This is a genomic window from Pectobacterium polaris, assembly GCF_002307355.1.
Taxonomy (GTDB): domain Bacteria; phylum Pseudomonadota; class Gammaproteobacteria; order Enterobacterales; family Enterobacteriaceae; genus Pectobacterium; species Pectobacterium polare.
The window spans coordinates 1,072,999-1,085,381 of the sequence record NZ_CP017481.1; the positions used below are offsets into that span (position 1 = coordinate 1,072,999).

Genomic DNA, 12,383 nt, shown 5'->3' on the forward strand with positions numbered 1-12,383 from the left:
TTAAGCGATCGAGATTAGGGTTAATCCACTACTGACCCACCTTCTTCCAGCGGCGCGTCCGGTTGAGCAGGCAGCACGATATAAACCCCTTCGAACAACGCCCCTTTATTGTCATCACCGAAGAGCTCAACATTGAGCTGCACACGCGCCTTACGCCCACGCGCGAGGCGATCCAGATCGCCACTGAGCGACCCTAAATCAGCGATGGCGTTCGGGCGGCCACTCACCGGCGTACTGTAACGAATGTGCGCATCTGCCAGAATAATCGTTCCACCGAGGTGTCGTTCACGCAGCAACAGCCAGATTAATCCCCACCCGGTGAGCGTAGCGAGAGAAAACATGCTACCAGCAAAAAGCGTGTGATGCGGGTTCTGGTTGCCAGTTTCAGGCATGGTGGTAATAAATTGCTTTCCAGTGTACTGGCTTATCCGCACACCCATTTTTTCACTCAGGGGAATGTGCTCGTACCACGCCTGCTGCAACTGTCCGCACCAGTCAGGACGATGCAAAATGTCATCCAGCGTCGCCACCGGTTTAATCATCAGGAAGTGCCGCACAGGTGTGGTTTGTGGCGCGGTGATCTCTCCCTGATTCACAAAACCCAGCTTGGAGAAGAAATCTATTGCGTCTTCACGGGCGCTACAGACCACACGCTTGACGCTTTCCTGACGCGCGACTGACTCCAGAGTAATCGCAAGCAGCGTGCCTAACCCTTTCCCTCGGACGTCGGGGTGAACAGCTAAAAAACGGATTGCCGCTTCATTATCCGCATTGATAGAAAGACGCCCAATCGCAACCAGCCTTCCCTGTTCATCCACCACAGTTTGGTGATGTGCCAGAGCATCATAGGCATCACGTTCGGAGCCCAGCGGCTGGTGCAGAGGTTTACGCAGCATTTCCCAGCGAAATTGATAGTACGCATCCAGTTCTTCCGCGCTTTCAGGTACTCTCAAATGATACATAACCCTTCCTCTATACCGAGATGCCTCATTGCATCAGGGTTCATGAAATCAGACTGTTGAAGCAAATTTATAAGCGGGACGGCAACGGTGATAGCACGTTACAACACCATGACGTTACAGACCAATGACGCGACAACACTATGTCTGTAGCCAGAACGTCACTGGGCCGTCATTCACCAATGCCACTTTCATATCTGCCGCAAACTGCCCCGTTTCCGTGTGAACGCCTTGCTCACGACACTGTCCGACAAAATATTGATAGAGGCGATCGGCCTCTGAGGGATGCGCACCGCGAGAAAAACCAGGCCGCATGCCACGCTGCGTATCGGCAACTAGCGTAAACTGTGAAACCACCAGCACATTGCCGCCAGCCTGACGAACATTGAGATTCATTTTCCCGTCATCGTCACCGAATATGCGGTAACCCAACACGCGTTCGCAGAGTCGCGTGGCTTTTTGTTCGTCATCGCCCTGCTCAACGCCCAGCAAGATCAGTAAACCTTTATCGATTTCCCCAACCACACTGCCTTCTACCGTAACGCTGGCGCTGGATACTCGTTGAATTAGCGCAATCATAAAACCCAACTACTCCTGATGTTATCATTCCCAATAGGGGCGATGTCCGCCCCTACGATATAAATCATGCTTTAGCCGTCGTCGCCTGCATAGCGAAAAAATCCGGCACCACCTGACGATCGGTCACCAGAATGCTGTGAATACCCAGACTTTGTGCCGCATCGACGTTCGCGGCATTATCGTCAAAAAAGACGGCTTGTGCAGGCGGAACGCCTTCCTCTGTCAGGACATATTGATAAATCGCCAGCTCCGGCTTACGTAATCCAATATCTTGCGACAGGTAGAGCTTGTCGGCCGCTGTCGCCACTTCTGGGAATAGCGCAGGCCAGTGTGAACAGTGGAGACGATTGGTATTCGACAGAATCACCACGCGGTGCCCTTCCTGGCGCAGGCGTTGCATGATGTCGATAACCTCAGGACGCAACGCGACAAAAATAGCCTGCCAGCCAGCGGTGAATTGTTCGAAGCTCAGAGCGATGCCCATTTCCTGGCACAGTCTGGTGGCAAATTCCTCGTCGCTGATCTCACCTCGCTCATGCTGTTCAAACGCTTCGCCCATGACAAAACGCTCTTGCAACGTCGCGAGCGGCGCGCTGCTCAGATTACTCCAGACACCCAATACTCTATTGAAATCAATATCTATGACGACATTGCCTAAATCAAAGATATACAGCATGGCAGTGACCTCCTGACGTAATCGTAGGATTTTCACTGTAGCGGGAAATGGAGAAACTGAACAGGGAGGAAATATAAAGGAAAGGTTAAAGTGGAAGAAAGCGCATAAAATTCAGGGCACCCGAAGGTGCCCTGTTGCGTAACAAGACAAATCCGTCTGAAATTAGACGTCTTTGCTGCCGCGGCTAGCGCGTTTACGATCGTTTTCGGTCAGGTGACGCTTACGAATACGGACAGACTGTGGCGTAACTTCAACCAGTTCGTCGTCATCAATGAATTCCAGCGCTTGTTCCAGAGACATTTTGATCGCCGGAACCAGTGTGGTTGCTTCATCGGTACCCGATGCACGCATGTTGGTCAGTTTCTTACCGGTCAGACAGTTTACTGTCAGATCGTTAGAACGTGAGTGAATACCGATGATCTGGCCTTCATACACTTCTGCACCGTGTCCGAGGAACAGCTTACCGCGATCTTGCAGGCTGAACAGTGCAAACGCGACCGCTTTACCTTGACCGTTGGAAACCAGCACGCCGTTCTGACGCTGACCGATTTCACCTGGACGCACGTCATCGTAGTGGCTGAACGTGGAGTACAGCAGACCAGTACCAGACGTCATGGTCATGAATTCGGTACGGAAACCGATCAGGCCACGAGCAGGGATCAGGTAATCCAGACGGATACGACCCTTGCCATCTGGGATCATGTCTTTCACATCACCTTTACGCTCACCCATGGCTTGCATGACTGAACCCTGGTGCTGTTCTTCGATGTCCAGCGTCACGTTTTCAAACGGCTCTTGGTTACGACCGTCGATAACGCGGTTGATAACTTTCGGACGTGATACGGCCAGTTCAAAGCCTTCACGACGCATGTTTTCGATCAGAACTGACAGGTGCAATTCACCACGGCCAGAAACGCGGAACGCATCAGCGTCTTCGGTTTCGTCAACGCGCAGGGCAACGTTGTGCACCAGCTCTTTGTTCAGACGCTCCAGAATCTGGCGCGACGTGACATACTTACCTTCTTTACCGCAGAATGGTGAAGTATTAACGTTGAAGAACATGGTAACGGTAGGTTCATCGACGCTCAGTGCTGGCAACGCTTCGACATTCTGCGGATCGCAGATGGTGTCGGAAATGTTCAGCTCGCCCAGACCGGTGATCGCGATGATATCGCCTGCTTCCGCTTCAGTCGCGTCGATACGCTCCAGACCCAGGTGAGTCAGGACTTTACCGACTTTAGCGTTACGGGTTTTGCCTTCGCTATCAACAATAGTGACTTGTTGGTTAGGCTTAACTTTACCGCGTTTGATACGGCCGATACCGATAACGCCAACATAGTTGTTGTAGTCCAGCTGAGAGATCTGCATCTGGAACGGCGCATCCATCTCAACTTGAGGCGGAGAAACGTGATCGACAATCGCCTGATACAGCGGAGTCATATCTTCCGCCATGTCAGCATGGTCAAGACCCGCGATACCATTCAGCGCAGAAGCATAAATGATCGGGAAATCCAGCTGCTCGTCAGTCGCATCCAGGTTAACGAACAGGTCGAATACCTGATCGACAACCCAGTCAGGACGCGCACCAGGACGGTCAACTTTGTTGATAACCACAATTGGCTTCAGACCGTTGGCAAATGCTTTTTTGGTCACGAAACGCGTTTGCGGCATCGGGCCATCCATCGCATCAACAACCAGCAGTACCGAGTCAACCATCGACATTACACGCTCAACCTCGCCGCCGAAGTCGGCGTGTCCCGGGGTATCTACGATGTTAATACGGTAGTCTTTCCAATTAATGGCGGTATTTTTTGCGAGGATGGTAATTCCACGCTCTTTCTCCAAATCGTTGGAGTCCATTACACGCTCGGTTGCTTCGACACGTTCACCGAACGTTCCGGATTGTTGCAACAGCTTGTCAACCAGGGTGGTTTTCCCATGGTCAACGTGCGCAATAATGGCGATGTTACGCAAATTTTCGATCACAGCTTTGCCTCAGGCATTTAGAAATAGCGCGCTATTGTACACGTATTAATCGAGGGACTAAACAAGATCACAAGCATCTATGATAAACAACCTAGAGCTGCCTGCTTTGTGATCCCTTTCACGGTGCAAAAGCGCTACAAGCGAACATGAATGCACCAAATAAGTGCAATAATTCACATATGGAGCACCATTTTGGTGCTTTAGACTATAATGGTGCAGTGGGTTTACGTGAGAAAGCCCCAAGGAGCAACACATTGCACACATTTAAAAAGTTGGCACACTTTTAGCTTTAGTCTACTCACGGCAACAACATCAATCCACAACGATATTCGTTCCACGACGATAAATGACCAATCGGGAGAACCAAGTATGTCCGCAGAACATGTTTTGACGATGCTGAATGAGCACGAAGTGAAGTTTGTTGATTTACGCTTCACTGATACTAAAGGTAAAGAGCAGCACGTCACCATTCCGGCTCATCAAGTCAATGCCGACTTCTTCGAAGAAGGTAAAATGTTTGATGGTTCTTCGATTGGCGGCTGGAAAGGTATTAACGAGTCAGACATGGTTCTGATGCCCGATGCCAGCACCGCAATGATCGATCCGTTCTTCGAAGATTCTACACTGATCATTCGTTGTGACATCCTCGAGCCAGGCACAATGCAAGGTTATGACCGCGACCCGCGTTCTATCGCGAAGCGTGCGGAAGATTTCCTGCGCTCTTCCGGCATTGCCGATACCGTCCTGTTCGGGCCTGAGCCAGAATTCTTCCTGTTCGATGACATCCGTTTCGGCAGCAGCACTTCCGGTTCCCACGTAGCTATCGACGATGTCGAAGCTTACTGGAACTCCGGTAAAGCATACGAAGGCGGTAACAAAGGTCACCGTCCAGGTCTGAAAGGCGGCTACTTCCCAGTTCCACCAGTCGATTCATCACAGGACATTCGTTCTGCTATGTGTCTGACCATGGAGCAAATGGGTCTGGTTGTTGAAGCTCACCACCACGAAGTGGCTACCGCTGGTCAGAACGAAGTGGCTACCCGCTTCAACACCATGACCAAAAAAGCTGACGAAATTCAGATCTACAAATATGTCGTGCACAACGTGGCTCACGCCTACGGTAAAACCGCGACCTTCATGCCAAAACCTATGTTCGGTGATAACGGTTCTGGTATGCACTGCCACATGTCTCTGTCTAAAGACGGCACTAACCTGTTCGCTGGCGACAAATACGGCGGCCTGTCTGAAATGGCGCTGTTCTACATCGGCGGTGTTATCAAGCACGCTAAAGCCATCAACGCCCTGGCGAACCCGACCACCAACTCCTACAAGCGTCTGGTCCCAGGCTACGAAGCACCTGTTATGCTGGCTTACTCTGCCCGTAACCGTTCTGCTTCAATCCGTATCCCAGTGGTTGCTAGCCCGAAAGCACGTCGTATCGAAGCGCGCTTCCCGGATCCAGCTGCTAACCCGTACCTGTGCTTCGCTGCACTGCTGATGGCTGGCCTCGACGGCATCATCAACAAAATCCACCCTGGCGATGCAATGGACAAAAACCTGTACGACCTGCCGCCGGAAGAAGAAGCAGAGATTCCAAAAGTTGCAGGTTCTCTGGACGAGGCCCTGGCTGCACTGAACGAAGACCGCGAGTTCCTGACCCGTGGTGGCGTGTTCACCGACGACGCTATCGAAGCGTATATCGAACTGCGTAAATCTGAGATTGACCGCGTTCGTATGACGCCGCACCCAGTTGAGTTCGAACTGTACTACAGCGTTTAATAGCTAAGCGTCTAATAACTACAGCGTCTAATCTCTACCTCGGCGTGGTTGGGTGTGCTGATACCCGACCATGACCGATAAACAACAGAATACTAAGAAGTTTGTTTTGTTGCCGTGGAAACGCTTCAGCCCATCTTCGGATGGGCTTTTTTCACCACCGGCATTGGCCGTTGCGACGTAACATCCATCATCCACACTACAATGCACCACGACGGTGCGGGAGTCTGCGTTATGGCAACAGGCACGCTGCCCGATGCTGGGCAGATCCTAAATTCCCTGATAAACAGCATCTTATTGCTGGATAACGATCTGGCGATTCACTATTCCAACCCAGCAGCACAGCAATTACTGGCACAAAGTTCGCGTAAACTATCCGGCACGCCGCTGCCCGATTTGCTGGGATATTTTTCTCTGAATATCGATTTACTGCGTGAAAGTCTGGATTCAGGGCAAGGTTTTACGGATAACGAAGTCACCATCGTCGTAGATGGCAAAGCGCACATCATGTCGCTCACCGCTCAGCGGGTACAGAACGATTTTATCCTACTGGAAATGGCGCCGATGGATAACCAGCGCCGTCTCAGTCAGGAACAGCTTCAACATGCACAACAGCAGGCCGCCCGTGATTTGGTCCGAGGTCTGGCGCATGAGATAAAAAATCCGCTTGGCGGATTGCGCGGTGCCGCGCAGTTGCTTGCTAAAGCACTGCCTGACCCAGCGTTGACGGAATACACCAAGGTCATTATCGAACAGGCGGATCGCCTGCGTAATCTGGTTGATCGCCTGCTCGGGCCACAGCAGCCCGGCCTGCACGTCACCCAAAGTATCCATCAGGTCGCTGAACGCGTTTGCCAGCTTGTCTCACTGGAGAAGCCGGATAACGTGACGCTGGTGAAAGACTATGACCCCAGCCTGCCAGAGCTGACGCACGACCCCGATCAGATTGAACAGGTACTGCTGAATATTACCCGCAACGCGCTACAGGCGCTGGGCGAGGAAGGCGGAACGATTACGATACGTACCCGCACGGCTTTTCAGCTCACGTTACACGGTGTGCGCTATCGTCTCGCCGCTCGTATTGACGTGGAAGATGACGGCCCCGGCGTACCTGCTCAACTACAGGACACACTGTTTTACCCGATGGTGAGCGGACGCGAAGGGGGAACCGGTTTAGGGCTTTCCATCGCCCGCAGTCTTATCGACCAGCACTCCGGTAAAATTGAATTTAACAGTTGGCCAGGACACACCGAATTCTCGGTTTACCTGCCCATTCGCCAGTGAGGTTCACAATGCAACGAGGGATAGTCTGGATTGTCGATGACGATAGCTCCATCCGTTGGGTGCTTGAGCGCGCGCTTGCTGGTGCGGGTTTAACCTGCGCAACGTTTGAGAACGGAAATCAGGTACTGCATGCGCTGGCGACACAAACGCCCGACGTTCTGCTGTCCGACATCCGTATGCCAGGGATGGATGGATTAGCGCTCTTACAGCAAATCAAACAGCGCCACCCGATGCTCCCGGTCATCATTATGACGGCACATTCCGATCTGGATGCCGCCGTCAGCGCTTATCAACAGGGTGCGTTCGACTATTTGCCGAAGCCGTTCGATATTGATGAAGCCGTTGCGCTGGTTGAGCGCGCGATCAGCCATTATCTGGAACAGCAACAGCCGGTACGCAACCAGCCGATCAACGGCCCGACAACGGATATTATTGGCGAAGCCCCCGCGATGCAGGATGTCTTTCGCATCATCGGCCGCCTGTCTCGCTCGTCGATCAGCGTGCTGATTAATGGCGAATCGGGAACCGGTAAAGAGCTGGTGGCACATGCCCTGCATCGCCACAGCCCGCGTACCAAAGCCCCTTTTATCGCGCTGAATATGGCGGCCATTCCCAAGGATCTGATCGAATCAGAACTGTTCGGCCATGAAAAAGGCGCGTTTACGGGCGCAAACCAGATTCGTCAGGGCCGCTTTGAGCAGGCTGATGGCGGTACGCTGTTTCTGGATGAAATCGGCGATATGCCGCTAGACGTACAAACACGTCTGTTGCGCGTATTAGCAGATGGACAGTTTTATCGCGTTGGCGGTTATGCCGCGGTAAAAGTGGATGTTCGTATTATCGCGGCAACGCACCAAAATCTTGAACAACGCGTGCAGGAAGGCAAATTCCGCGATGACCTGTTTCACCGCCTGAATGTGATCCGCGTTCATCTGCCACCGCTGCGTGAACGTCGGGAAGATATCCCTCGCCTGGCACGTTATTTCTTGCAGGCTACGGCCAAAGAACTGGGCGTCGAGCCGAAGAATCTACATTCAGAAGCAGAAACAGCGCTAACCCGTTTACCGTGGCCCGGCAACGTGCGCCAATTGGAAAACACCTGTCGCTGGTTGACAGTCATGGCCGCCGGTCAGGAAGTGCTGATTCAGGATCTGCCGCCTGAATTGTTCGAGACCACCGCACCGGATTCCACCGTGCATATTCTGCCGGACAGTTGGGCCACGCTATTGGCACAATGGGCCGATCGCGCGCTGCGTTCCGGTCATCAAAACCTGTTGGCAGAAGCCCAGCCGGAAATGGAAAGGACATTGCTGACGACGGCACTGCGGCACACGCAGGGGCATAAACAGGAAGCGGCAAGATTACTCGGATGGGGCAGAAATACCCTGACGCGTAAATTAAAAGAGCTGGGAATGGAGTAGCGAGATTGCTTTTTTATTGCTCAATTGTTAACAAGTAATTTGGTGATAAAAAATACAATCTGGCGCACGAAATTGTCATTAATTTGTACTTTACTTGCCTCGAGTCAGCAGTATGATCGTGTCGCTGATTCGGGAGGAACACCATGCTGGACTCATTGATTTCCGCGGCAACATATGGCGCTGAAATTGGCTCCGCGGCAAGCCATTCGCCGCAGGCTGCTATTGCCGCCGTTTTGTGTGCTGCACTGATTAACTTCTTTAGTTAATCCAATAAGCGTTCGAGAACAGCCAGTCGATGTTTGCACCGACTGGCTGTTTTTTTTGGCTAAATCACGCGGGAAAATTGCTGCGTTCTGAGCTTGCTACGTAGATAAACATCAAAGCACATACAAATATTGCGGATCAGCAACCGTCCTTTCGGTGTCACCACCAGCCCGTCTTCATGACTATCGACCAGTCCATCAGCCACCAGCGGTGCCAGCAGCGCTAAATCCTGCTCAAAGTAGGTTTTAAAATCGATAGCGTATTCCGCTTCAATGGGCGCATAGCTGAGCTGGAAATTACAAATGAGCGTCTTAATCACATCGCGGCGGAGGCAGTCATCACGTGTCAGCTGTAGCCCACGCCACAAGCCATTTCCTTGGTCTTTAACCTGCGCGTAATACTGCTTCAGCTCTTTCTGGTTCTGAGCATAGCTATCACCGATCATACTAATCGCCGACACACCCATACCGAGAAGATCGCTATCACCCTGTGTCGTATAGCCCTGGAAATTGCGATGCAGCTTCCCTTCTCGCTGTGCCACCGCCAGTTCATCGTCCGGCCGAGCAAAGTGATCCATACCGATAAACTGATAGCCTGACTGCGTCAGCGATCCAATCGTCTGTTGCAGAATATCCAGCTTTTGTTCCGCGCTCGGTAAATCCGCCTCTTTAATCTTGCGCTGTGCCGCGAACAGGCTGGGTAAATGCGCATAGTTAAAGACGCTAAGCCGGTGCGGGCTTAATTCCGCAACGCGCTGTAGCGTAAACGCGAAGCTTTCCGGCGTTTGTTTCGGCAGGCCGTAAATCAAATCAATATTGGTTGAGGTGAAGCCAAGCGCTTTTGCCCGCTCAATAAGAGCAAAAATAAAGTCTTCATCCTGCTCACGATTGACCAGCTTCTGAACGTCTTTATTAAAATCCTGCACGCCCATGCTAAGGCGGTTGAATCCTTCAGCACGCAGATGATCGAGGACGTCCAGCTCAATTTCTCGCGGATCGACTTCAAGCGACAGCTCAGCCTGATCGGAAAAAGAGAACAGCTCACGCAGCAGAGACATTAGCCGACTGATTTGTACTTTATTCAGGTAGGTTGGTGTACCGCCACCCCAATGCAATTGCGTCACCGTTCGTCCAACGAATAGCGGCGCACGCTGGCGAATCTCCAGCTCCAGCACATCAAGGTATTCATCCGCTTTATGCTGCTGACGCGTAACCAGCTTATTGCAGCCGCAGAAATAGCACAGCCGATGGCAAAAAGGGATGTGGATATACAGCGACAGCGGTCGCTGCGGATAACGGGCAATGGCATGCTGAAACGCAGGCTCATCGTAAGCTTCACTGAATTCTAACGCTGTGGGATAAGACGTATAACGCGGCCCAGAATAGTTATATTTTTGAATCAGGGCCAGATCCCAGTCAACGGACGGTATCGACATATTCGCTCACTCCTTCCAGTTTTTACTCGGTGGGTTATCCTTCCCCTCCTTCCGATCACCAAAAAATGGCGTTCAAAAACGCTCCCGGCGTTTTGTTACTCGTCTCATCGCTGAGACTCGCCCTAAGGGCCGTCACGTTGTGACGTTCAAAAACGCTCCCGGCGTTTTTGTCTCGGGCGTAGGCGTCGCACCTGATTCACGCGCCCGTTAAACAGGGCGCGATGCAACCGGTGCTTACGCTTCGACAATAGCCATAGTTTACTGAACAGACAGAGCAGATAAAACGCAACCAGCAATATCAGGAACAGAAACAGCCATTTCATTGATTAGAACGTGTCTTTCGGGTTATTACGCTTCAAAAGCTGCAACATATCTTCCTGCTGCTCTTCTTCGTCATCATCACCCAGCTCGATTCCAAGCTCTTCCATCAGGATGTCGATACGATCCAGCGTTTCATCAACCCATGATTGTTCTTTGGCACTCAGCGTCTCGCCGCTATCAAGACGATCCAACAAGGCATCCAGACGCGTATCGTTTTCTAACATTTCCAGCTCTTCTTCCGGTGACATCGTCGGCTTGGCAGCAACGACTTTCTCCACAGGCTCAGAAGGCTTCGACTTAGGCTTCGACTTAGCGATATCGCTATCCAACACGCCAAGCTGTACAGGCTTTTTGCTGCCGATACGCGGATCAGCGACTTTACGCTGACCAGAGCGCTGCTCGGCAGATGCTTTTTCCTGAGTTCGGCTGCCCGACGCGTGGCCACGATGCTTTTTATCTTTTTTCCGCTCGCGCGCTTCACGCTCCAGCTCTTCGCGGGTCTTTCTTTTTACTTTGGGTTTCCCTGCCTGATCGGCAGCCCCTTTGACAGGTCGGTTCATAATATTGTTCTCAGGTACACAGATATAAGGGAAGTGCGGCGGAATCTAGCAGAAAGCCCGCGAATAAAAAAGCGTCCACATCAGACAGCTGGGCTTTTCTTTTCGCATCAGTCTGCTGCATTTCGAGACAGATAAAGCCGCCTTTATTGTCAGTTACAGGTATAATCCCCAACCAGACAGAGATCCAGATAGAGATAACCACCGTGACCCAGCAATATAACTACCACATGACGCGTTTTATCATCAGCGCCCCGGATATTCGCCATCTGGCAACAGATAGCGGTATTGAAGTGGCCTTTGCTGGGCGCTCTAATGCCGGAAAATCCAGCGCACTGAACACGCTGACCAACCAGAAAAACCTGGCACGAACCAGTAAAACACCAGGCCGTACTCAGTTGATTAACCTGTTCCAGGTGGTAGACGGCGTACGTTTGGTCGACCTTCCCGGCTATGGCTATGCCGAAGTGCCGGAGCAAATGAAGATCAAATGGCAACGTGCGCTCGGTGAATACCTGCAAAAGCGTAACAGCCTTAAGGGTCTGGTTGTGCTGATGGATATTCGCCATCCGCTGAAAGATCTCGATCAGCAAATGATTCAGTGGGCTGTCGATGTTGAACTTCCAGTCTTAGTGCTGCTGACCAAAGCCGATAAGTTGGCTTCAGGCGCACGTAAGACACAGTTGAATATGGTTCGCGAGGCTGTCCTGCCATTTATGGGTGATATTCAGGTCGAAGCATTTTCGTCACTGAAAAAACTCGGCGTCGATAAACTACAGCAGAAATTGGACAACTGGTTCAGCACGCTGCCACACGCTGAAGAAGAACAAGAAGCAGAATAATCCTTTCACGTGGTGCAGTGTATCATCACTCGCATCACGCCCCCACCTTCCCGCAATGATCGCCCACCAGAGACGTTTTTCACACTCGAAACCGTGCTGACCCACTGCTGTCTGTCAGGCAGTTACTGCCGTTTTGAGGGTAAAAACCTTGGATAAAGCCCATAAAAAACGCCCCGCTCAAAACTGAGCGGGGCGGCTAATATTCAGCCAAATCCGATTACGTGAAGTAAAAGGTCTGAAAGATAGAACATCTTACCTCTGTACCCTACGTCGTTAACTCTAC

Annotated in this window: 13 protein-coding genes; 5 read left to right on the top strand and 8 right to left on the bottom strand. The window is 51.7% G+C overall.

Going from position 1 to position 12,383, the window contains the following annotated elements:
- Positions 1-20: 20 nt before the first annotated feature.
- The 4 genes from fabY to typA form a co-directional block, all read right to left on the bottom strand.
- Positions 21-962: a fatty acid biosynthesis protein FabY gene (gene fabY / locus BJJ97_RS04835; RefSeq protein ID WP_095993243.1), complete on the bottom strand. Its 942-nt coding sequence runs from the start codon at positions 960-962 to the stop codon at positions 21-23.
- Between the two features lie 138 nt (positions 963-1,100).
- The gene (dtd, locus tag BJJ97_RS04840) at positions 1,101-1,538 is read right to left on the bottom strand and encodes a D-aminoacyl-tRNA deacylase (RefSeq protein WP_010281657.1); all 438 of its coding nucleotides are present in this window, start codon (positions 1,536-1,538) and stop codon (positions 1,101-1,103) included.
- Between the two features lie 64 nt (positions 1,539-1,602).
- A complete protein-coding gene (gene yihX, locus BJJ97_RS04845; RefSeq protein WP_039487454.1) occupies positions 1,603-2,214 on the bottom strand; it encodes a glucose-1-phosphatase in 612 nt (203 codons plus the stop codon).
- Between the two features lie 162 nt (positions 2,215-2,376).
- Complete coding sequence (gene typA, locus BJJ97_RS04850) at positions 2,377-4,200, bottom strand: ribosome-dependent GTPase TypA (protein WP_095701099.1); 1,824 nt, start codon at positions 4,198-4,200, stop codon at positions 2,377-2,379.
- A gap of 369 nt (positions 4,201-4,569) precedes the next feature.
- Between typA and glnA the strand changes: the two genes are divergently transcribed.
- The 4 genes from glnA to BJJ97_RS22035 all read left to right on the top strand — a co-directional run bounded on the left by glnA (position 4,570) and on the right by BJJ97_RS22035 (position 8,947).
- Positions 4,570-5,979 (top strand): glutamate--ammonia ligase, encoded by a 1,410-nt coding sequence (glnA, locus tag BJJ97_RS04860; protein ID WP_014913638.1) that lies wholly within the window; start codon positions 4,570-4,572, stop codon positions 5,977-5,979.
- Positions 5,980-6,210: 231 nt separating this feature from the next.
- The gene (gene glnL, locus BJJ97_RS04865) at positions 6,211-7,260 is read left to right on the top strand and encodes a nitrogen regulation protein NR(II) (RefSeq protein ID WP_010298136.1); all 1,050 of its coding nucleotides are present in this window, start codon (positions 6,211-6,213) and stop codon (positions 7,258-7,260) included.
- Positions 7,261-7,268: 8 nt separating this feature from the next.
- Positions 7,269-8,681, top strand: coding sequence for a nitrogen regulation protein NR(I) (glnG, locus tag BJJ97_RS04870; protein WP_039487448.1), 1,413 nt, complete (start codon positions 7,269-7,271; stop codon positions 8,679-8,681).
- 143 nt (positions 8,682-8,824) lie between these two features.
- On the top strand, positions 8,825-8,947 hold the full coding sequence (locus tag BJJ97_RS22035; RefSeq protein ID WP_157910771.1) for a YshB family small membrane protein: 123 nt from the start codon (positions 8,825-8,827) through the stop codon (positions 8,945-8,947).
- A gap of 59 nt (positions 8,948-9,006) precedes the next feature.
- Here the strand turns inward: BJJ97_RS22035 and hemN are convergent, their stop codons facing one another.
- From hemN to yihI, 3 genes are all read right to left on the bottom strand, one after another.
- The gene (gene hemN / locus BJJ97_RS04875) at positions 9,007-10,380 is read right to left on the bottom strand and encodes an oxygen-independent coproporphyrinogen III oxidase (protein WP_095993244.1); all 1,374 of its coding nucleotides are present in this window, start codon (positions 10,378-10,380) and stop codon (positions 9,007-9,009) included.
- Between the two features lie 146 nt (positions 10,381-10,526).
- On the bottom strand, positions 10,527-10,703 hold the full coding sequence (locus BJJ97_RS22125) for a hypothetical protein (protein WP_162847971.1): 177 nt from the start codon (positions 10,701-10,703) through the stop codon (positions 10,527-10,529).
- 3 nt (positions 10,704-10,706) lie between these two features.
- On the bottom strand, positions 10,707-11,261 hold the full coding sequence (gene yihI / locus BJJ97_RS04880; RefSeq protein ID WP_095993245.1) for a Der GTPase-activating protein YihI: 555 nt from the start codon (positions 11,259-11,261) through the stop codon (positions 10,707-10,709).
- A 203-nt stretch (positions 11,262-11,464) separates the two neighbouring features.
- Between yihI and yihA the strand changes: the two genes are divergently transcribed.
- Positions 11,465-12,100, top strand: a complete 636-nt coding sequence (yihA, locus tag BJJ97_RS04890; protein WP_072012453.1) for a ribosome biogenesis GTP-binding protein YihA/YsxC — start codon at positions 11,465-11,467, stop codon at positions 12,098-12,100.
- Positions 12,101-12,303: 203 nt separating this feature from the next.
- Here the strand turns inward: yihA and BJJ97_RS22510 are convergent, their stop codons facing one another.
- Positions 12,304-12,351, bottom strand: coding sequence for a spot 42 RNA, inhibition of DNA synthesis (locus tag BJJ97_RS22510; protein ID WP_071892919.1), 48 nt, complete (start codon positions 12,349-12,351; stop codon positions 12,304-12,306).
- Positions 12,352-12,383: the final 32 nt, after the last annotated feature.

Excerpts from the sequence above, each read along its gene's own strand:
- BJJ97_RS22125 (WP_162847971.1), bottom strand. The coding sequence starts at position 10,703 with ATGAAATGGCTGTTTCTGTTCCTGATATTGCTGGTTGCGTTTTATCTG.
- BJJ97_RS22035 (WP_157910771.1), top strand. The coding sequence starts at position 8,825 with ATGCTGGACTCATTGATTTCCGCGGCAACATATGGCGCTGAAATTGGC.
- glnA (WP_014913638.1), top strand. The coding sequence starts at position 4,570 with ATGTCCGCAGAACATGTTTTGACGATGCTGAATGAGCACGAAGTGAAG.
- glnL (WP_010298136.1), top strand. The coding sequence starts at position 6,211 with ATGGCAACAGGCACGCTGCCCGATGCTGGGCAGATCCTAAATTCCCTG.
- yihX (WP_039487454.1), bottom strand. The coding sequence starts at position 2,214 with ATGCTGTATATCTTTGATTTAGGCAATGTCGTCATAGATATTGATTTC.
- fabY (WP_095993243.1), bottom strand. The coding sequence starts at position 962 with ATGTATCATTTGAGAGTACCTGAAAGCGCGGAAGAACTGGATGCGTAC.
- hemN (WP_095993244.1), bottom strand. The coding sequence starts at position 10,380 with ATGTCGATACCGTCCGTTGACTGGGATCTGGCCCTGATTCAAAAATAT.
- dtd (WP_010281657.1), bottom strand. The coding sequence starts at position 1,538 with ATGATTGCGCTAATTCAACGAGTATCCAGCGCCAGCGTTACGGTAGAA.
- glnG (WP_039487448.1), top strand. The coding sequence starts at position 7,269 with ATGCAACGAGGGATAGTCTGGATTGTCGATGACGATAGCTCCATCCGT.
- yihI (WP_095993245.1), bottom strand. The coding sequence starts at position 11,261 with ATGAACCGACCTGTCAAAGGGGCTGCCGATCAGGCAGGGAAACCCAAA.